We start from the raw sequence: 18,669 nt of genomic DNA on the forward strand, positions 1-18,669 counted from the left end.
CCCACCGATCGAGTCGGCGCGCTCCCACAGCCTGAGGTCGGTGTGGCCCGCGCGGCGCAGCTCGATCGCGACGGCGAGCGCACCGAAGCCGGATCCGATGATGCCGACAGACGTCATGGTCGTCCTTCCGAGGGTGGGGCAGGGGTCTGCACGAACAGCAGGACGCTGTCGGTCAGCAGGTCGAGCGACTCGTCCCGGGTGTAGGTGCCGCGCTGCAGCCACTCGCGGCAGATCGCCTTGGTCAGCGCTGCCAGCGGGCGCAGCCGCGCGCGCAGGTGCGGGGTGTCGGGGAGTCCGAGGGCATCGAGCACGAGACGCGCGGCCCGGTCGTCGGCCTCGTCGACGATCGCCTGCACGTCGGAGGCGCCGTGCAGGTTGGCAGCACCGCTGGCGGCGACCCAGGCCTGTCCGTACGTCGTGGCGGCGTCGAGGATCCAGTCCATCGTGAGTCGGGCGCGTTCTTCGAGGGTCATGCCGTCGTAGTCGGGCAACGCCGACTCGGGCATCAGGATCGACCCGCGCATGACCTCGAGGAACAGCTCCCGCTTGTCGCCGAAGTAGTGGTTGATCAGGCCCCTGGCCACGCCAGCGGCCTGGGCGAGCTCGGCGGTCGACACCTCGTCGTACGGGCGGTCGCGGTACAGCACGCTGGCGGCGTCGATGATCTGCTGACGACGCGCCGCAGGCGCGAGGCGTTGGCGGATGGCGTTCACGAAACTCAGTCTTGCGGGCTATTGGCAGAGTGTCAACAAGGTCGTAGGGTGCTGCCATGACGAAGTACGACTATGACGTCCTGGTGGTGGGCTCCGGGTTCGGCGGCAGCGTCGCTGCACTGCGCCTGAGCGAGAAGGGCTACCGCGTCGGGGTGCTCGAGATGGGCCGACGGTTCGCCGACGACGAGCTGCCCAAGACGTCGTGGCGAGCCCGTCAGTACCTCTGGGCGCCGTGGGCCCGGTGCTTCGGCATCATGCGGCTGACCCTGCTCAAGGACGTCCTGATCGCCAGCGGCACCGGCGTCGGAGGCGGGTCGTTGGTCTATGCCAACACGTTGTACGAGCCGCTCGACGCCTTCTACCACGACCAGCAGTGGGCTCACATCACCGACTGGAAGGCCGAGCTCGCGCCCCACTTCGCCCAGGCCAAGAAGATGCTCGGTGTCACGACATATCCCGGGGTGACACCGGCCGACGGCTCATGGCGGCACTGGCCAAGGACTACGGCGTCGAGGACACGTTCCACGCCGCCGACGTCGGCGTGCTGTTCGGTGGGGCGCACGGGGTCGAGCCAGGAGACGACGTCGCCGATCCGTTCTTCGGAGGCGCCGGGCCCACCAGGCGAGCCTGCATCGACTGCGGCGCCTGCATGACGGGATGTCGCCACAACGCCAAGAACACCCTGGTCAAGAACTACCTGCACCTGGCCGAAGGAGCAGGTGCCCAGGTGCACGCCATGACGACGGTCACCGACGTCCGTCCGAAGAACGGGGGCTACGCCGTGCGCACCAGCCGGACCGGCAATCCGTTGCGCCGCCGCACGTTCACCGCGGAGCAGGTCGTGTTCGCGGGCAACGCGCTCGACACCGAAGCTTGCTGCACCGGCTGAAGCGCACCTCGCTCCCGCGGCTGTCCGACCGCATCGGAGAGCTGAGCCGCACCAACTCCGAGGCCGTCCTGTCGGCCCGGTCGTCCGACCCGAAGGCCGACTACACGCCCGGCGTCGCGATCACGTCGTCGTTCCATCCCGATGCCGACACCCACGTCGAACCCGTCCGGTACGGGCACGGCTCCAGTGCCCTGTCGCTGATGAACATGGCCCTGCCCGACCGGCCGGGGCCCGGTGGCCGGCTGCGGGCGGTGCTGCGCGGCTACCGTGCTCTCGGTCTGCGCGGCAGCGTCCGGATGCACGTGCCGAGACGCTGGGCCGAGCAGTCGATCGTGGTGCTCGTGATGCAGTCGCTCGACAACTCGATCACGACCTTCACCAAACGGGGGCTGCTGGGTCATCGGATGACGAGCCGCCAGGGCGCGGGGGAGCCGAACCCCCGCCTACATCCCGGTCGCCGATCGTGTCGCCAAGGACATCGCCGACCGGATCGAGGGATATCCGGGCAGCTCGGCCGGCGAGCTCGTCGGGGTGCCGTTGACGGCGCACTTCATCGGTGGCTGCGTCATCGGCGAGTCGTCCGAGACCGGCGTCGTCGACCCGTTCCAGCGGCTGTTCGGCTATGACGGACTGCACATCAGCGACGGGTCGACGATCACCGCCAACTTGGGAGTCAATCCCTCGTTGACGATCACCGCCCAGTCGGAGCGAGCCATGTCGCTGTGGCCCAACAAGGGCGACGTCGACCAGCGTCCGCCCGTCGGCGAGCCGTATCGCCGGATCGACCCGGTTGCCCCCGACCGACCGGCCGTCCCGGCTGGCGCGCCGGCCGCCCTGCTGCTTCCGGTGCCACCCGTCCCGCCGAGGCGGTGACTGAGCGACCTTTCCGGCGCCCTGACAGGTCGCTGTGTCACCGCCGTCCGCATCGATAGGTCGCTATGTCACCGCCCCGGCGGAGGTGAGCCACGCTCGCGTAGGCTGCTGACAAGCAGCACGCGCCATCCGTAGGGCGCGTCACCATGAATGGAGAAGCTCTGTGTCTGACATCCAGATCGTCGCGAACGATGAGGCGAAGTCTGTCGAGAAGGGCACAAGGGCCTGGCAGCTCTTCGCCGACACACCCGAGATCATCGCCGCACGCGTGGGCGGTGACCTGAAGGACCTCGCCTACGAGCTGGCCGACGGCGACACCGTCGAAGGGGTCGCGATCGACTCCGCCGACGGGCGCGACATCTTGCGGCACTCAGCCGCACACGTCATGGCACAGGCCGTCCAAGAGCTGTTTCCGCAGGCCAAGCTCGGCATCGGTCCGCCGATCACCGACGGCTTCTACTACGACTTCGACGTCGACGAGCCGTTCGTCCCCGAAGACCTCGTCAAGATCGAGGCGCGGATGAAGAAGATCGTCAAGGAAGGTCAGAAGTTCGACCGCCGCGAGGTCACCGACGACGAGGCGCGTGCCGAGCTGGCCGACGAGCCTACAAGCTCCAGCTGATCGGTCTCAAGAGCACCGCGGGCGATGCTGCCGAGGGTGCGAGCGTCGAGGTCGGCGCCGGCGGACTGTCGATCTACGACAACCTCAAGCGTGACGGTTCCGTCGCCTGGGCGATCTGTGCCGCGGCCCGCACCTGCCGACCACCAAGCGCATCCCGGCCTTCAGCTGATGCGCAGCGCGGCGGCCTACTGGCGCGGCAACGAGAACAACAAGCAGCTCCAGCGAATCTATGGCACGGCCTGGGAGACGAAAGAAGCTCTCGACGATCATCTGCATCGCATCGAGGAGGCCCAGCGCCGCGATCACCGTCGCCTCGGCACCGAGCTCGACCTGTACAGCTTCCCCGACGAGATCGGCTCGGGCCTGCCGGTGTTCCACCCCAAGGGTGGCGTCATCAAGCGCGAGATGGAGGACTACGTCCGCCGCCGGCACATCGAGGAGGGCTTCGAGTACGTCGGCACGCCGCACATTGCCAAGGAAGGCCTGTTCTACACCTCTGGCCACCTGCCGTACTACGGCGAAGGCATGTTCCCGGCGCTCGACGTCGATGGTCAGGACTACCGCCTCAAGGCGATGAACTGCCCGATGCACAACCTGATCTTCCGGTCGCGTCAGCGCTCCTACCGTGAGCTGCCACTGCGACTGTTCGAGTTCGGGCACGTCTACCGCAACGAGAAGTCGGGCGTCATCCACGGCCTGACCCGCGTCCGTGGCTTCGCCCAGGACGACTCGCACTCGTACGTGACCCCCGAGCAGGCGCCCGACGAGATCCGCCACCTGTTGAACTTCGTGCTGAGCCTGCTGCGCGACTTCGGCATGGACGACTTCTACCTCGAGCTGTCGACCCGCGACGACTCCAAGCCCGACAAGTTCATCGGCTCGGACGACGAGTGGGCGCTGGCGACCAAGGTGCTGGAGGACGTGTGTCTCGAGACAGGTCTCGAGCTCGTCCCTGATCCGGGTGGTGCGGCCTACTACGGGCCAAAGGTCTCCGTGCAGGCCCGTGACGCGATCGGGCGTACCTGGCAGATGTCGACGATCCAGTACGACTTCAACATGCCGTCACCGCCTCGGTTCAACCTCGAGTACATCGCTGCTGACGGCAGCCGGCAGCAGCCCGTCATGATCCACTCGGCCAAGTTCGGCTCGATCGAGCGGTTCATGGGCGTCCTCGTGGAGCACTACGCCGGCGCCTTCCCCCCGTGGCTCGCCCCGGTGCAGGTCGTCGGCATTCCCGTCGCCGAACGGCACGCCGACTACCTGTACGAGCTCGCGAAGCGGCTCAAGACGCTGGGCATCCGGGTCGAGGTCGACGACTCCGACGAGCGGATGCAGAAGAAGATCCGCACGGCGCAGACCCAGAAGGTTCCGTTCATGCTGATCGCAGGCGATAACGACGTCGAGGCCGGCGCGATCTCGTTCCGCTACCGCAGCGGCGACCAGGAGAACGGCGTCGCCCTCGACGACGCCCTGGCCCGCATCGTCGAGGCGATCGAGTCGCGCGTCCAGGTCGAGTCGTCTACCGCTTCGCGCCCGAGCTGACCTTGCCGGGCGCGAGGCGGGACACGCCGTTGTCGTGCTCGACGACGATGCGCTTGAGGTTGCCCGGGTCGGCTCCGTCGAACCAGACCTCGACGTCGTCGCCGACCTGGATCGGCCGGCTGAGGGACTGCACCGCGAGCGACGTCACCCAGCGTTGGACGCCCTGAAGGTCGCGGAAGGTGATCGTGATGGTGGCGAGCTTGATCGTGGGGGAGTCGGCGAACACCGCCAGACCGTCGTCGGTGACCTGTCCGGCCGCGTGGGCTCCTGACCGCAGCCGCTCCTGGCGGGCGTGCCAGCCACGGACCCGTGCCCGCGAGAGAATCGACAGCGCAGCGACTGCGGCAGCCGCTGCCAACGGGACCAGGTACGCCGGTCGCGGGGTCTCGACCGACATCGCGACGAGGCCGCCCACGGCCAGGACGCAGCCCAGGTAGACACCGCTCGTGATCAGGGGCGCCGGAGCCAGGCCGATGCGTGACCGCATCGACCACGCGGTCGTCGCGAGCAGGCCAAGGAAGCAGGCGAAGCCGGACACGATGACCGGGAGCACCCAGATGGGGTTCGACGTGGCAGAGACGCTGCCCAGCACGCCCGCGATGATGCCTGCCCCTGTCATGCCGACGGCCAGCACCACGAGCTGCTTCGTCGTCGACGCGACGGTGCTGCTGCGCGCGGCGACGCGTTCGGCGGAGGTCGGGGGCTGCTGGGTGCTCATGGCTCCAGTCAACTACACGGCGCCGACCGGTGGGGTGCCGTGACGCGTCGCACTGACGCACTAGGCTTGCTCGGGTGAGCGACGAGCAGCAGTTCCAGGCCGGCGTGGGGGAGCAGGATCCATTCCAGCGGCTGTGGACCCCACACCGCATCGTCTACATCAAGGGCGAGAACAAGCCCGAGACGTCGGCGCAGGCTGACTGTCCGTTCTGCCGGATCCCGGCGATGGACGACGCCGAAGGCCTCATCGTGCACCGCGGCGAGGTGTCGTACGCGGTGCTCAACCTCTATCCGTACAACGCCGGCCACCTGCTGATCTGCCCTACCGCCACGTCGCCGACTACACCGAGCTGACGGACGACGAGACGGTCGAGATCGCCGCACTGACCAAGACCGCGATGCGGGTCATGCGCACCGTCACGAGTCCGCACGGGTTCAACCTCGGACTGAACCAGGGCGACGCCGCAGGTGCCGGCATCGCCGCCCACCTGCACCAGCACATCGTGCCGCGCTGGGGTGGCGACGCCAACTTCATGCCTGTCATCGGGCACACCAAGACCATGCCGCAACTGCTCGGCGAACACCCGTGAGATGCTCGCGGCCGCCTGGCCCAAGGAGTCGTAGAAGATGCTCGAACGCTTTCGTCAGTTCTGGACCAATGTCTGGTCGCCGCTCGCCGACCTGTTCCTGCGCGTCGGCATCACGCCGAACCAGGTCACGGTCGTCGGCACGATCGGCGTCAGCGCCGGAGCCCTGTGGTTCTTTCCGCGGGGGCAGTTCTTCATCGGCGTCATGGTCGTCACGGCGTTCGTGTTCAGCGACATCATGGACGGCTACATGGCCCGCAAGCTCGGCAAGGCGTCGAAGTGGGGTGCCTTCCTCGACTCGACGCTCGACCGGGTGGGCGACGCGGCGGTGTTCGGCGGCATCATGCTCTACTACGCGTCGTCCGACGCTGAGGCCGACCTGGGCGATCCTCGGCTGTACCTGTGGCTGAGCTTCGCCTGCCTGGTGCTGGGCAACCTGACGTCGTACGCCCGGGCGCGGGCAGAGTCTCTGGGCATGACCGCCAAGGGCGGTATCGCCGAACGCTCTGACCGGCTGGTCTCGATCTTGGTCATGACCGGTTTCGCCGGTCTCCTCGACCTGCCGTTCCTGCGCGAGATCACGTTGTGGGCGTTGGCCCTGGCCAGCCTGATCACGGTGTTCCAGCGTCTTGTCATGGTCTACAAGCAGACGGTCGACGACCCGGCGCTGCGGCTGATCGCGAGCATTCTCCTTACGTGACACTCCGAATGTTACATAGTCGTTGACACATACCCTGGGTGTGGCTCATGCTGGACGTACACCGAGCCGTACGAGGAGAGTTCAATGTCGCAGACACTGGATCACGCCGGCTGCCAGAGATTCCCGTCGACGTCAGTCCCGAGCAGTACGCCGACATCCTGCAAGGGTTGTCGCAGGCCTCGGTCGACCGGCACTTCGACGCCTTCATCGACATCGACTGGGAGCATCCCGACTTCCAGGTCCGCGCCGACGATCCCCGGGTGGGTGCTGCCGACCGACGTCGATCCGCTCGGCGCGCACCCGTGGTACCAGGCGCAGTCGCTCGAACGGCAGATCGCGATCGGCCAGTGGCGCCAGGCCAACATCCTCGAGGTCGGCCTGCAGTTCGAGAACATCCTGATCCGCGGCATCATGCAGTACGTCTTCACGCTGCCCAACGGCTCGCCGGAGTACCGGTACCTCACGCACGAGGCCACCGAGGAGTGCCACCACACGCAGATGTTCCAAGAGACCGTCAACCGCATCGGCGCACCGGTCGAGGGAATGCCGTGGATCATGCGACGCATCGCGGCCTGCTGCCCTGGGCCGGGTCAGCGGTTCCGTACGCGTTCTTCATCGGCGTGCTGGCCGGTGAGGAGCCCATCGACCACACCCAGAAGGGCATCTTGCGCAGCGGCAAGGAGCTGCCGCCCGTGTTGTCGCGGATCATGGAGATCCACGTCGCCGAGGAAGTCGGCACATCTCCTTCGCGCACCACTACATCCGCCGGCACGCGCCCAACCTCAAGCGTGGCGAGAAGTTCATCATCTCGCTGCTGTTCCCCGTCATCATGCGGGTGCTGTGCGCGACGTCATCATGGTGCCGTCCAAGTCGTTCCGCAAGGAGTTCGGCATCCCGCGCAGCGTCATGAAGGATCTCTACTGGCGGGCACCTGCATCGCGCGAGCGCCTGCAAGCTGTTCGGCGACGTCCGGATGCTCGCCGACCAGGCCGGTCTGCGCAAGAGCCGACTGGCCCGGTGGATGTGGAAGCTGTGCCGGATCGACGGACGTCCGTCGCGCTACCGCAGTGAGCCCCCGGTCGCCTTCGCGATCCAGGACTGAACTGTGGCCCACGTCGTCACCCAGTCCTGCTGCGGTGACGGATCCTGTGTCTTCGCCTGCCCCGTCAACGCGATCCATCCGACGCCCGACGAGCCCGACTTCGCCACGGCCGAGATGCTGTACATCGACCCGGTCTCGTGTGTCGACTGCGGGGCATGCGTCACCGCCTGCCCGGTCGGCGCGATCGCGCCGGTCGGCAAGCTGACCGAGGCGCAGCTGCCCTTCGTCGACATCAACGCGCTCTTCCACGAAGACCGGCGAGCCCGTGACGACGGGACGGCGCATCCGCCGCAGGCGCCCGTGCTCCGATCGTCCCGTTGGTCCGTCGCGAAAGCTGCGGGTCGCGATCGTCGGATCGGGTCCGGCGGCGCTCTACGCCGCAGACGCCTGCTGAAGCGCCGCGACGCGCAGGTCAGCGTCTTCGACCGGCTGCCCACGCCGTACGGACTGGTACGGGCCGGAGTGGCACCCGACCACCAGAGCACCAAGCAGGTCGAGACGCTGTTCCGCCAGATCGAGGACCAGCCGGGCTTCTCCTACTTCCTGAACGTCGACATCGGCACCACGATCGACCACGACGACCTGGCCGCCCATCATCACGCCGTGATCTACGCGACCGGGGCATCGCACGACCGCCGGCTCGACATCCCGGGCGAAGGCTGCCCGGCAAGCCGACCGCAACAGCCTTCGTCGCCTGGTACAACGGGCATCCCGATCACGCCGAGACCGTCTTCGACCTCAGCCACGAGCGGGTCGTCATCGTCGGCAACGGGAACGTCGCCCTCGACGTCGCCGCATCCTGACGACCGATCCAGATCGAGCTGGCCTCCGACCGACATCGCCGACCACGCGCTCGAAGCGCTTCGGCGCGGTGCCGTGCGCGAAGTCGTGCTCCTGGGACGCCGGGGCGCGGCGCAGGCGGCCTTCACCCTGCCCGAGCGTCGGACTGGCCGCCCGCGACGACATCCAGATCGTCGTCGAAGGTGACCCCTTCGACCAGCACGTCACCGATCCGATGACCGCCCAGAAGCCGCCGTGCTGCGAGCTGCCGCAGAGCGCCCGGCCCGGCCCGATGCACGCACGATCGTCTTCCGGTTCGCCGCCTCGCCAGTACAGATCGTCGGTCAGCACGCTGTCGAGGCCGTGCAGTACTGCGACAACGACCTGGTCGCCGACGGCAACTCCGTCCGCGCCGTGGCGACCGACCAGCTCACGACCCTGCACGCCGGTCTGGTCCTCAGATCCATCGGCTACCGCGGGACCCCGCTGCCCGGCCTGCCGTTCGACGAGACCGCCGCCGTCGTCCCGAACGAGCAGGGCAGGGTCGCCGGCCGAGCAGGCGTCTATGTGGTCGGCTGGATCAAGCGCGGCCCTAGCGGATTCATCGGCACCAGACAAGCTGCGCCCAAGAGACCGTCGACCACCTCGTGGCCGACTTCAACGCCGGGCTGCTGCCTGCACCCCGCAGATCAGCACCACTCGCTGCGGGCCCTCGTCGACTCGCGGGCCGCCCACGCCGTCGACGTCGACGCATGGCGAGCCATCGACGACATCGAACGACAGGACGGACGGCGCACGGGGCGTCCGCGACGCAAGCGCGTCAGCCTGAACGACCTGCTCGACGCCACACAGCACGCCCCGGCAGAACGCCAAGGACGTCGCCGATTTGCCCGCCGTTGAGCCGGACGTCCGAGATGTGTCCGCCGAAATGCCGCCGGTCGCCCAGGAGTAGACTCGTCGCGACATTCCGGGTGACATGAAGAAGGACACTGCAGTGAGCAACGAAGCAACTACGGTCGGCACGTCTCGGGTCAAGCGGGGCATGGCAGAGATGCTCAAGGGCGGCGTCATCATGGACGTCGTCAACGCTGAGCAGGCCAAGATCGCCGAGGACGCCGGCGCGGTCGCCGTCATGGCCCTCGAGCGTGTTCCGGCCGACATCCGCTCCCAGGGCGGCGTGGCCCGGATGTCCGATCCCGACCTGATCGACGGGATCATCGAGCAGGTCTCGATCCCCGTCATGGCCAAGGCGCGCATCGGACACTTCGTCGAGGCGCAGGTGCTGCAGTCGCTCGGTGTCGACTACATCGACGAGTCCGAGGTGCTGACCCCGGCCGACTACACCAACCACATCGACAAGTGGAAGTTCACCGTCCCGTTCGTGTGCGGTGCGACCAACCTCGGCGAGGCGCTGCGTCGTATCACCGAAGGCGCGGCGATGATCCGCTCCAAGGGCGAGGCCGGCACCGGTGACGTCTCCAACGCCACCATGCACATGCGCAAGATCGGTGGCGAGATCCGCCGTCTGCAGTCGCTGTCCGAAGACGCTGTACGTCGCAGCCAAAGAGCTGCAGGCGCCATTCGAGCTCGTCAAGGAAGTGGCCGAGAACGGGCAAGCTTCCCGTCGTGCTGTTCACCGCCGGCGGCATCGCCACACCTGCTGATGCAGCGATGATGATCGGCTGGGCGCCGAGGGCGTGTTCGTCGGCTCGGGCATCTTCAAGTCCGGCAACCCCGCCGAGCGTGCCGCGGCCGTCGTCAAGGCCACCACGTTCTTCGACGACCCCGACGTCATCGCCAAGGTCTCGCGTGGACTCGGCGAAGCCATGGTCGGCATCAACGTCGAAGAGATCCCCGAACCGCACCGGTTGGCAGAGCGGGGTTGGTAAGCGGGGCGGCTCCGCCGCCTCGCGCTCGTTCCTCGCGCTCTCCCGGACTTCGTCCGGGCCGCTTGGCGTCGCTTCGTTCCGCCCCATGGTGAGGTCTACGGGCTCTCCCGGACTTCGTCGCTCCGGCCCATGGTGACGGCGCGGGCTCGCTGGAGGAACTAAACGATTTGTCAGGGAGGACGTCCCGGTTTTGGCCGGGACGTCTTTTTTGTTTCATTTTGGAGGAGTTTCGTCAATCGATGGCGACTCGGGATCTTCTGAGCAACTATGGGTTTGGGACTAAGGTCCCGATCCTCTTGTGACCAATGGGGTCACGGCGAGGGGACTCATGGCTGGGAGAGATCATGAAGAAGTCAACCAAGGGAGTACTCGCAGCAGCCGCGGCAGGTGTGCTTCTGCTCGGTGGAGCCGGATCGTTGGCGTATTGGAGTGCCACCGGATCAGGCGACGCCGGAACCATCGCATCGGGGTCGCTGACCCTGTCGGCCGTCGACTGCTCAGACCCCTGGGTCGAAGGTGGCGTCACGATCACCACGATCGTCCCCGGTGACACCATCACCAAGGAGTGCACCGCGACGCTCACCCTGGTCGGAGACCACATCGGCGCGACCGTCGCCCTCGACGACTCCTCCGTCGACGCCGTCGAAGCGGCGTTCAACGATGAGGTCGCGATCACCTCGACGCTCACCGAGCCCGCTGCGGCGATCACCGACCCGGGCACCTACGACGTGACCGTGACGCTGTCGGCCGCGTTCGACGGCCCCGGCGCGACGAATGACTCGCAGAGCGTCACCGAGACGCTCGACGGCCTCGAGCTCACCGCGACGCAGACCCACAACTCGTGACGAATCGTCGGTAACGGCCGGCGTCGTCCCGTCTCGTCAGTGCACGGGGCGACGCCGAGTGAGGGGGCGTCGATGAACTCGACCCGAGCAGGATCAGCGCGCAGGCCCGCGACGTGGCTGTGGCGTGCGCTCGTGTGGGCAGTGCTGCTCGTCCTGGTCATCGTGCTGCTGGGCGCCGTGGTGGTGCCGCGCCTGGCCGGTGCGACGCCCTACTCGATCCTGACAGGTTCGATGACTCCGGCGTACCCGCCCGGAACCTTGGTCGTGGTCAAGCCGACCGACATCCAGTCGCTCAGCACTGGCGACGTCATCACGTACCAGCTGAGGTCCGGTGAGTCGACTGTCGTGACGCACCGGATCGTCAGCCAGGGGTTCACTGCCTCAGGCGACCAGCCGTCAGGACGCAGGGGGACGCCAACAACGTCGCCGATGCAGAGCCGGTGCGAGCCGTGCAGATCAAGGGCAAGCTTCTGGTACTCGATGCCGTACGTCGGCCGGGTCAACGACTACATCACAGGCCAAGAACGGCAGCTCGCGATGATTTCGTCGGTGTCTTTCCTGCTGCTGTACGCCGCCTACATGTTCACCTCCGCCGCCCTGGATCGCCGACGGACCGCACCACGGCACGTGTCGACATGAGTCGGCCGCTGTGGGTCTGCCTGCTGGTGGCCGGATGCTTCCTGGCACCGGCCTCCGCGGTTGCTGCGGACGAGATCGGTCTCAGCCCGGATGGGCAGCGCTCGGGGCACGGCCTTGGGGGAGCCGCTCTTCGATCCCGACCTGCGGTGGGTGCCCGGGGACTCGACGATCGGCGGGTTCTACGTGCGCAACCAAGGGGCCAGCGATGCCAACCTGCGTGTCGCGGTGCGGGGACGAGCGGGGTGACGCAGACCTGTCCGGCGACCTGTCGTTCGCAGCGCGCGCCGGCGCCGGTCCGTGGATCGCTTCCAGCGGCGAGGTCGGGCCCACGTGCTGACCTCGTCGGCACTGCCGGTCGGGGCCTCGGTGCACACCGAGCTGCGCGCACGATTCGAACGGTCGTCGACCAACCAGACCCAGCGTGATGCGGTGGCCCTGACGTTCGACGTCACGCTGACCGATGCCGGAAGCCGAGAGGCGACTCGCGGTCAGCAGAGAGTCGACGTGCTCGGCAGCGACCGGAGCGGGGGGCCAGCCGTGGATGTTGTGGCTGGGTGCCGCCTTGGCCGGCAGCGGGCTGGCGCTGGTGGCTGGGTCTCGTCATGGCGTGGAGGTTGTCGATGACTGATCACAGAGCGCACCGCCGCACCGGATGGGCCTCGGCCGTGACATCCGTGCGACTGCGCGCGGCCCTGGGCCTCGGCGTCGCGCTCGGCATCGGTGCCGTCAGCACGTTCGCGTTCTGGACCGACCAGGCCGCGATCGACGCCGGCACGTTCACCTCAGCGACGCTCAACGTCAAGGTCAACGACCTCGACTCGTACGCCTCGACGAGCCTGGCGATGCCGGCGATGGTGCCAGGCTCGACCTCTGCCGACGTCCTGGTCGTCAAGAACGTGGGCACCGCGCCGCTGAAGTACACGTTCACCGGCGGCATGTCAGGCACCAACGCGGGCGACTTCAACACCGCCGCGAGCAACGGGCTGCTGCTGACGATCCGCCTGGGCGGCACCAAGTCCGGCGCCACGTGCACGGGCGGCACCGTGGTCTTCGCTGAAGCGGCCCTGACCAACGTCACGACGACGGTCCTGCTGGCCAAGCGGCCCACCACCGCCCTCGCGGCCGCCAACACCAGCGGCACGGGTGGCGGCACCGAGAACCTGTGCGTACAGCGAGCTCAGCGACACCGCGCCGACCGGGCTGCAGGGCAAGACAACCTCGGTGAGCTTCTCGGCCAATGCCACGTCGGACATCTCATGACCCAGCCCGTGCGCCTGGTCCGCGAGGTGTTCTTGACGGTGGCCGCGGTGCTCGGAGTCGTGTGCATCGTGGCGACCCTGGCTGGACTCGTTCTCGACGTCCGGCCGTTGGTCTTCCGGTCGGGCTCGATGGCGCCAGCGATCGACACCGGGGCTCTCGCGGTGGCTCGCACGGTGGATGCAAAGGACCTCGTCCCTGGCGACATAGTCTCCGTCACGACCCGGTCGGGTGAGCGGGTCACGCACCGTCTCGTCGAGACGGCGCCTGACGGCAGTCGGCACCGCTGACCCTGAAGGGTGATGCCAACACGGTGCCGGACGAAGAGGTGTACGTCGTCGCAGCTGCCGAGAAGGTCATGTTCGACGTGCCACGGCTCGGCTACGTCGTCGACGCCGCCGTGAGCCCGGTCGGACTGTTCGTGCTCGGCCTCTACGTCGCAGGGATGCTGGTGCTGCTGCTTCGGCGCAAGCCGCCCGGAGACGGAGGTAGCCGACCCCGGCAGGCGGAGGTCGGACCCCGGTGCACGTCGCACCGCTCGACGTTCGGTGGCGGCCGGGTCCGCGGCGATGCTGCTGGTCGCGAGCCCCGCCGCAGCTGTCCCATGGACCGATGCTGCTCCGGTGACAGGTGGCACCCTGACTGCCAGGACGATTCCGGCACCCGTCGCGTCATGCGGTCTCCTGAGCGTCGGCTCCGTGCAGATCAGCTGGACCGCCGTGCCCGGTGCCACCGGCTACGTCCTGCACCATGGAAATGCCGGTGCCACCGTGGAGACGGTCGGTGCAGGTGTGACGTCCAAGCACTTCACGGGGCTCATCACGGGAGGCACGTTCTGGGTCGAGGCCCAGACCAACTACGGCTCGGTGACCTGGAAGTCTGCGGCATCGAACTCGCTGGGCTACAGCGTGCTGCTCGTCCTGGTCGGCCTGTGCGGCTGACACGGCCTGCACGGCTGACACCGTGTTCATTTTCTCGCGTCAAACACCCGGTCGGTGGGTGGATCTCAGGCTAACGAGGGGTATGATCGAAGGGTCGACGTGCGCGGGGTATGGGAGTGCCTCAAGCGCGCGAAGGCACAAGAGGGAGCTGATCGGGGAGCTTAATTTGGATCAGACCCCGGCGGTGGTGGCGTATCCCCTGGAGACTCGTCTCTTACGTCACCGCCGCCTTCCTCGTCTCCCGCAGCTGTTCAGTAGGGTTGGGCCGTGGCTTCCCCCTCGATCGGCGTCTTTGCTCTGCAGGGCGACTTCCGTGAACATCTGCACGCCCTGTCCGAGCTCGGCGTCGACGCCGTCGCCGTGCGTCGTCCCGAAGAGCTCGCGCGATGCGATGCTCTCGTGATTCCCGGCGGCGAGTCGACCACGATGTACAAGCTCGCCCGGACGTTCGAGCTGTTCGAGCCGCTGGTCGATCGGATCGGTGCCGGCATGCCGACGTTCGGGACGTGCGCCGGGATGATCATGCTGGCCGACCGCATCGTCGACGGGATCGTCGGGCAGGAGACGCTCGGTGGCCTCGACATCACGGTGCGTCGCAACGCCTTCGGCCGCCAGGTCGACTCGTTCGAGGGCAATATCTCGTTCGACGGTTTCGCCGAGCCGGTGCACGCCGTGTTCATCCGGGCGCCGTGGGTCGAGCAGGTCACCGACGGGGTCGAGGTGCTTGCCGCGATCGACGAAGGGCCGGCAGCCGGTAGAATTGTCGCGGTTCGTCAGGACAACGTGATGGCGACGTCGTTCCATCCCGAGGTCGGCAACGATCTTCGCATCCACGAGTACTTCGTCGACTACGTTCGACAGTCATAGAACACGTCAGTCAGAGAGAGGCGCCCATGTCAGGCCACTCCAAGTGGGCAACCACGAAGCACAAGAAGGCCATCGTCGACGCCAAGCGCGGCAAGATGTTCGCCAAGCTGGTCAAGACGATCGAGGTCGCGGCCCGTACCGGAGGCGCTGATCCCGACGGCAATCCGACGTTGTACGACGCGATCCAGAAGGCCAAGAAGTCGTCGGTGCCCAAGGACCACATCGACCGGGCGGTCAAGCGCGGCGGCGGCGTCGGCGCTGACGCGGTCGACTACATCACGATCATGTACGAAGGCTATGCGCCTGGCGGCGTCGCGCTGCTCGTCGAGTGCCTGTCCGACAACCGCAACCGGGCCGCGATGGAAGTGCGCACTGCGATGACCCGCAACGGCGGCACGATGGCCGACCCCGGCTCGGTGGCGTACAACTTCCACCGCAAGGGCGTCATCATCGTCCCGCAGGAGCAGGAGAGCGGTCCGACCAACGAGGACGACGTCCTGATGGCGGTCCTCGATGCCGGCGCCGAAGAGGTCAACGACCTCGACGGCTCGTTCGAGGTGCTGTGCGAGGCCACCGACCTGGTCGCCGTGCGCACTGCGCTGCAGGAGGCCGGGCTCGACTACGACTCGGCCGACGCGTCGTTCGTGCCCTCGGTCACGGTCGAGGTCGACGCCGAGACGTTCGGCAAGATCATGAAGCTGCATCGACGCGCTCGAGGACTGCGACGACGTGCAGAACGTCTTCGCCAACTTCGACGCGTCCGACGAGGTCATGGCTGCGGCCGAGTAGTGCAGGTCGTCGATCCAACGGGGGAGTCCTGGCGGATCAAGCGCCGCTGGTTGCCGTGGCGTTGGCGTCGGCGCGACCCTGAGGGCTTGGTGGATGTTCCCAGTGGGCCTGGGGGCGTCGACGACCTGCTCGTCGGCCTGGCGATCTTCATCGGCCTGGTGCTGCTCCTCGTGCTTGTGCCTGTCGTGCTCGTCCTGGCGGTGGCCGTGGCCGAGCTGCTGGTCCTGCTGTTGCTGCTTCCACTGTTCGTGGTGCTGCGGGCCGGCCGGGTCGCCCGCTGGCCGATCGAGGCGTGGCGCGGCGACGGGCTGGTCATCGCCGAGGCCGTGCGGGGCTGGGCGAGCTCTCGATCGCGGATGCAGGAGATCGCCGACGACATCCGTCTCGGTCGGCTCCGCCCGGCGAGTCTGCCGGAAGCCGACCGCGACGACGTTAGGCTGTCGAACATGCGTTCTAACCAGGTGGCCGCTCGATGAGGGTTCTGGGCATCGATCCAGGTCTGACCCGTTGCGGTGTCGGCGTCGTCGAGGGCAGCGTCGGACGTCCGTTGACGATGGTCGACGTCGGGGTCTTCCGCACGCCCGCAGACCTCGACATCGCTCGACGCCTGCATCGGCTCGAGCAGCAGATCGAGGCCAGCGTTCTCCAGCACCGTCCAGACGCCGTGGCCGTCGAGCGCGTGTTCAGCCGGCGCGATGTCAGCACGGTGATGGGCACCGCGCAGGCCAGCGGCGTCGCGATGCTCGTCGCGGCTCGGCACGGCATTCCCGTGCACATGCACACGCCGAGCGAGGTCAAGGCCGCCGTCACTGGCAGCGGACGTGCCGACAAGGCCCAGGTGACCCAGATGGTCACCCGGCTGCTGCGGCTGACGCAGGCACCCAAGCCGGCCGATGCCGCCGACGCGCTGGCGCTGGCGATCTGCCACATCTGGCGCGGCGGGGCCACCAACCGACTCGAGGCGGCGGTTGCCGCAGCAAAGGCGCAAGCACGATGATCGCTCACGTCCGCGGCCCGGTTGCCGCCGTCACCATCACTTCGGCCGTCATCGACGTCGGGGGAGTCGGCATGCAGGTCATGTGCACTCCCGGCACGATTGCGACACTGCGGATCGGCACCGAGGTGCAGCTGTCGACCTCGATGGTTGTCCGCGAGGACTCACTGACGATCTTCGGATTCGCGACCAATGACGAGCGAGACATGTTCGAGCCGTCCAGACGGCCAGCGGCATCGGTCCCAAGGTCGCCCAGGCGATGCTCGCGGTGCTCGACCCCGACCGGTTGCGTCAGGCGATCGGCCAGAGCGATCTGGCCACGTTGACCACGGTGCCCGGCATCGGACGCAAGGGAGCCGAACGCATCGTCCTCGAGCTCAAGGACCGCGTCGGGGTGACGACCCAGTCGGCCTCCACCTCGGTCGCCTGGCGCGGCCAGGTGCACGAGGCGCTGCTGGGGCTCGGATGGTCGGCGCGTGAGGCCGATGCGGCACTCGACCACGTCGCGGCCAGCCTGCCTGCCGGCTCGACCCCCGACGTCTCGCAGGTGCTGCGCGATGCGCTGCGAGCCATGGCCAAGGATCGCTGATGTACGACGACGAGGCGGCCGAGGTCGTGGTCGCCGAGGCAGGCCCCGAAGACCGTGCGTTCGAAGCGGCGCTGCGACCCAAGACGCTCGACGAGCTGGTCGGCCAGGAGCGGGTGCGTGAGCAGCTGTCGCTGGTCCTGGAGGCAGCTGTCGCACGGGGACGCACGCCCGACCACGTCCTGCTGTCCGGTCCGCCTGGTCTGGGCAAGACGACCATCGCGATGATCATCGCCAACCAGCTGTCGGCCGCGCTGCGCATCACCAGTGGTCCGGCAATCCAGCACGCAGGAGACCTTGCCGCGATCTTGTCGGGGATCAACGAGGGGGATGTGCTGTTCATCGACGAGATCCATCGCATGTCGCGGCCGGCCGAAGACTCCTTTACATGGCGATGGAAGACTTTCGGGTCGACGTCATCGTCGGCAAGGGGCCCGGCGCCACCGCGATCCCGCTCGAGATCCCGCCATTCACAGTGGTCGGTGCGACGACCCGCGCCGGACTGCTGCCGAGCCCGCTGCGCGACCGCTTCGGCTTCACCGCGCAAGCTCGACTACTACGACGCCGAAGAGCTGCACCGCATCGTCAAGCGGTCTGCCGGCCTCCTAGGGCTTGAGGTATCCGAAGACGCCGGCCGTGAGATCGCGATGCGTTCGCGCGGCACACCCCGTATCGCCAACCGCCTGCTCCGGCGCGTGCGCGACTTCGCCGAGGTGCGGGCTGGGGGAGTCGTCGACCACACGGTAGCCATGGACGCCCTTGCCCTCTACGAGGTCGACGAGTTGGGGCTCGACCGCCTCGACCGGGCGGTGCTCGATGCGTTGTGCCGGCAGCTTCGGTGGTGGACCCGTCGGGGTCTCGACCCCTCGCGGTGGCCGTCGCCGAAGAGCGCGAGACCGTCGAAGGCTGGCAGAACCGTTCCTCGTCCGCCTCGGATTCTTGGCCAGGACACCGCGTGGCCGGATCGCCACGGCCGCGGCCTGGCGGCATCTCGGGCTGGCCGCTCCGGCCGGGTCCGAGCAGCTTTTCGCTGCCCAGCGACACGGCCTGAGCGACGCGTGGCGAGATGTGTCACCAGAATTCGGTTGCCGGGTTAAACTAATCGGCGGCCCACCGGCCACGCCTGAGGTGACATCGGGCCACCACCTTCGTACGGGAGTTTCACCGTGGACAACTGGGCTTCGACCTTCTTGCCGATCGTCGTACTCATCCTTGCTTTCTGGCTTCTGGTCCTGCGCCCTGCCCGTTCGCGGCAGCGTGAGTTCCAGGGGCTGCAAAGTCGGCTCGAGCCCGGCCAGCAGGTGATGCTGGCCAGTGGGATCTTCGGTGAGACCGTG

The 18,669-nt window shown here is 67.6% G+C and carries 19 protein-coding genes and 12 pseudogenes; 28 read left to right on the forward strand and 3 right to left on the reverse strand.

What is annotated here, in order from left to right; translation table 11 throughout:
* Positions 1 to 9: 9 nt before the first annotated feature.
* A pseudogene (locus ACHMWU_RS18180) lies at positions 10 to 117 on the reverse strand (NAD(P)-binding protein); the annotation flags it as partial.
* A complete protein-coding gene (locus ACHMWU_RS18185) occupies positions 114 to 713 on the reverse strand; it encodes a TetR/AcrR family transcriptional regulator (protein WP_396045701.1) in 600 nt (199 codons plus the stop codon). The gene ACHMWU_RS18185 and the pseudogene ACHMWU_RS18180, both read right to left, overlap by 4 nt.
* Positions 714 to 769: 56 nt before the next feature.
* Between ACHMWU_RS18185 and ACHMWU_RS18190 the strand changes: the two are divergent.
* Both ACHMWU_RS18190 and thrS read left to right on the forward strand, forming a co-directional pair.
* Positions 770 to 2,475 (forward strand): annotated as a pseudogene (locus ACHMWU_RS18190) (FAD-dependent oxidoreductase).
* Positions 2,476 to 2,638: 163 nt separating this feature from the next.
* Positions 2,639 to 4,639: pseudogene (gene thrS / locus ACHMWU_RS18195) on the forward strand (threonine--tRNA ligase).
* On the opposite strand, the gene ACHMWU_RS18200 reads toward thrS, so the two are convergent.
* Positions 4,617 to 5,357 (reverse strand): hypothetical protein, encoded by a 741-nt coding sequence (locus tag ACHMWU_RS18200; protein WP_396045703.1) that lies wholly within the window; start codon positions 5,355 to 5,357, stop codon positions 4,617 to 4,619. The pseudogene thrS and the gene ACHMWU_RS18200 overlap by 23 nt on opposite strands.
* A gap of 74 nt (positions 5,358 to 5,431) precedes the next feature.
* Here ACHMWU_RS18200 and ACHMWU_RS18205 point away from each other — a divergent pair, with 74 nt between their 5' ends.
* From ACHMWU_RS18205 to yajC, 26 genes and pseudogenes are all read left to right on the forward strand, one after another.
* On the forward strand, positions 5,432 to 5,710 hold the full coding sequence (locus ACHMWU_RS18205; RefSeq protein ID WP_396045705.1) for a hypothetical protein: 279 nt from the start codon (positions 5,432 to 5,434) through the stop codon (positions 5,708 to 5,710).
* Between the two features lie 20 nt (positions 5,711 to 5,730).
* Positions 5,731 to 5,946, forward strand: coding sequence for a hypothetical protein (locus ACHMWU_RS18210; protein ID WP_396046885.1), 216 nt, complete (start codon positions 5,731 to 5,733; stop codon positions 5,944 to 5,946).
* A gap of 37 nt (positions 5,947 to 5,983) precedes the next feature.
* The gene (pgsA, locus tag ACHMWU_RS18215; RefSeq protein WP_396045707.1) at positions 5,984 to 6,643 is read left to right on the forward strand and encodes a phosphatidylinositol phosphate synthase; all 660 of its coding nucleotides are present in this window, start codon (positions 5,984 to 5,986) and stop codon (positions 6,641 to 6,643) included.
* 47 nt (positions 6,644 to 6,690) lie between these two features.
* Positions 6,691 to 6,837, forward strand: a pseudogene (locus ACHMWU_RS18220) (hypothetical protein); the annotation flags it as partial.
* A gap of 70 nt (positions 6,838 to 6,907) precedes the next feature.
* Positions 6,908 to 7,141: pseudogene (locus ACHMWU_RS18225) on the forward strand (diiron oxygenase); the annotation flags it as partial.
* Positions 7,142 to 7,269: 128 nt separating this feature from the next.
* A pseudogene (locus ACHMWU_RS18230) lies at positions 7,270 to 7,553 on the forward strand (diiron oxygenase); the annotation flags it as partial.
* A 63-nt stretch (positions 7,554 to 7,616) separates the two neighbouring features.
* The gene (locus ACHMWU_RS18235; protein WP_396045709.1) at positions 7,617 to 7,745 is read left to right on the forward strand and encodes a hypothetical protein; all 129 of its coding nucleotides are present in this window, start codon (positions 7,617 to 7,619) and stop codon (positions 7,743 to 7,745) included.
* A 3-nt stretch (positions 7,746 to 7,748) separates the two neighbouring features.
* Positions 7,749 to 8,732 carry a 4Fe-4S binding protein gene (locus tag ACHMWU_RS18240; RefSeq protein WP_396045711.1) on the forward strand — a complete coding sequence of 328 codons (984 nt, stop codon included), beginning with the start codon at positions 7,749 to 7,751 and terminating at the stop codon, positions 8,730 to 8,732.
* 48 nt (positions 8,733 to 8,780) lie between these two features.
* Positions 8,781 to 9,425 (forward strand): hypothetical protein, encoded by a 645-nt coding sequence (locus ACHMWU_RS18245; protein ID WP_396045713.1) that lies wholly within the window; start codon positions 8,781 to 8,783, stop codon positions 9,423 to 9,425.
* Positions 9,426 to 9,501: 76 nt separating this feature from the next.
* Positions 9,502 to 10,414: pseudogene (gene pdxS / locus ACHMWU_RS18250) on the forward strand (pyridoxal 5'-phosphate synthase lyase subunit PdxS).
* Between the two features lie 344 nt (positions 10,415 to 10,758).
* A complete protein-coding gene (locus ACHMWU_RS18255; RefSeq protein ID WP_396045715.1) occupies positions 10,759 to 11,259 on the forward strand; it encodes an alternate-type signal peptide domain-containing protein in 501 nt (166 codons plus the stop codon).
* 72 nt (positions 11,260 to 11,331) lie between these two features.
* A complete protein-coding gene (locus ACHMWU_RS18260; protein WP_396045717.1) occupies positions 11,332 to 11,898 on the forward strand; it encodes a signal peptidase I in 567 nt (188 codons plus the stop codon).
* A 90-nt stretch (positions 11,899 to 11,988) separates the two neighbouring features.
* A complete protein-coding gene (locus ACHMWU_RS18265; protein ID WP_396045719.1) occupies positions 11,989 to 12,144 on the forward strand; it encodes a hypothetical protein in 156 nt (51 codons plus the stop codon).
* A gap of 51 nt (positions 12,145 to 12,195) precedes the next feature.
* The gene (locus ACHMWU_RS18270) at positions 12,196 to 12,522 is read left to right on the forward strand and encodes a hypothetical protein (protein WP_396045721.1); all 327 of its coding nucleotides are present in this window, start codon (positions 12,196 to 12,198) and stop codon (positions 12,520 to 12,522) included.
* Positions 12,519 to 13,445 (forward strand): S24/S26 family peptidase, encoded by a 927-nt coding sequence (locus ACHMWU_RS18275; protein ID WP_396045723.1) that lies wholly within the window; start codon positions 12,519 to 12,521, stop codon positions 13,443 to 13,445. Before ACHMWU_RS18270 ends, ACHMWU_RS18275 begins: the two co-directional genes overlap by 4 nt.
* Before the next feature lie 258 nt (positions 13,446 to 13,703).
* Entirely contained in the window at positions 13,704 to 14,096 is a 393-nt protein-coding gene (locus ACHMWU_RS18280; RefSeq protein ID WP_396045725.1) for a hypothetical protein, read from the forward strand.
* A 267-nt stretch (positions 14,097 to 14,363) separates the two neighbouring features.
* Positions 14,364 to 14,963, forward strand: a complete 600-nt coding sequence (gene pdxT / locus ACHMWU_RS18285) for a pyridoxal 5'-phosphate synthase glutaminase subunit PdxT (RefSeq protein WP_396045727.1) — start codon at positions 14,364 to 14,366, stop codon at positions 14,961 to 14,963.
* 26 nt (positions 14,964 to 14,989) lie between these two features.
* A pseudogene (locus tag ACHMWU_RS18290) lies at positions 14,990 to 15,752 on the forward strand (YebC/PmpR family DNA-binding transcriptional regulator).
* Between the two features lie 89 nt (positions 15,753 to 15,841).
* Positions 15,842 to 16,228, forward strand: a complete 387-nt coding sequence (locus ACHMWU_RS18295) for a hypothetical protein (protein WP_396045728.1) — start codon at positions 15,842 to 15,844, stop codon at positions 16,226 to 16,228.
* A gap of 5 nt (positions 16,229 to 16,233) precedes the next feature.
* Positions 16,234 to 16,749, forward strand: coding sequence for a crossover junction endodeoxyribonuclease RuvC (ruvC, locus tag ACHMWU_RS18300; protein ID WP_396046887.1), 516 nt, complete (start codon positions 16,234 to 16,236; stop codon positions 16,747 to 16,749).
* Positions 16,746 to 17,072, forward strand: a complete 327-nt coding sequence (locus ACHMWU_RS18305) for a Holliday junction ATP-dependent DNA helicase RuvA (protein ID WP_396045729.1) — start codon at positions 16,746 to 16,748, stop codon at positions 17,070 to 17,072. Before ruvC ends, ACHMWU_RS18305 begins: the two co-directional genes overlap by 4 nt.
* Positions 17,006 to 17,335, forward strand: a complete 330-nt coding sequence (locus ACHMWU_RS18310; RefSeq protein WP_396045731.1) for a Holliday junction ATP-dependent DNA helicase RuvA — start codon at positions 17,006 to 17,008, stop codon at positions 17,333 to 17,335. Before ACHMWU_RS18305 ends, ACHMWU_RS18310 begins: the two co-directional genes overlap by 67 nt.
* Positions 17,335 to 17,948, forward strand: a pseudogene (locus ACHMWU_RS18315) (AAA family ATPase). The gene ACHMWU_RS18310 and the pseudogene ACHMWU_RS18315 overlap by 1 nt, the downstream one beginning before the upstream one ends.
* Position 17,949: 1 nt before the next feature.
* Positions 17,950 to 18,051: pseudogene (locus tag ACHMWU_RS18320) on the forward strand (Holliday junction branch migration DNA helicase RuvB); the annotation flags it as partial.
* A gap of 97 nt (positions 18,052 to 18,148) precedes the next feature.
* Positions 18,149 to 18,265: pseudogene (locus tag ACHMWU_RS18325) on the forward strand (hypothetical protein); the annotation flags it as partial.
* A 233-nt stretch (positions 18,266 to 18,498) separates the two neighbouring features.
* A pseudogene (gene yajC, locus ACHMWU_RS18330) lies at positions 18,499 to 18,669 on the forward strand (preprotein translocase subunit YajC); the annotation flags it as partial.

Source organism: Aeromicrobium sp. UC242_57, from assembly GCF_044452305.1.
Lineage (GTDB): Bacteria > Actinomycetota > Actinomycetes > Propionibacteriales > Nocardioidaceae > Aeromicrobium.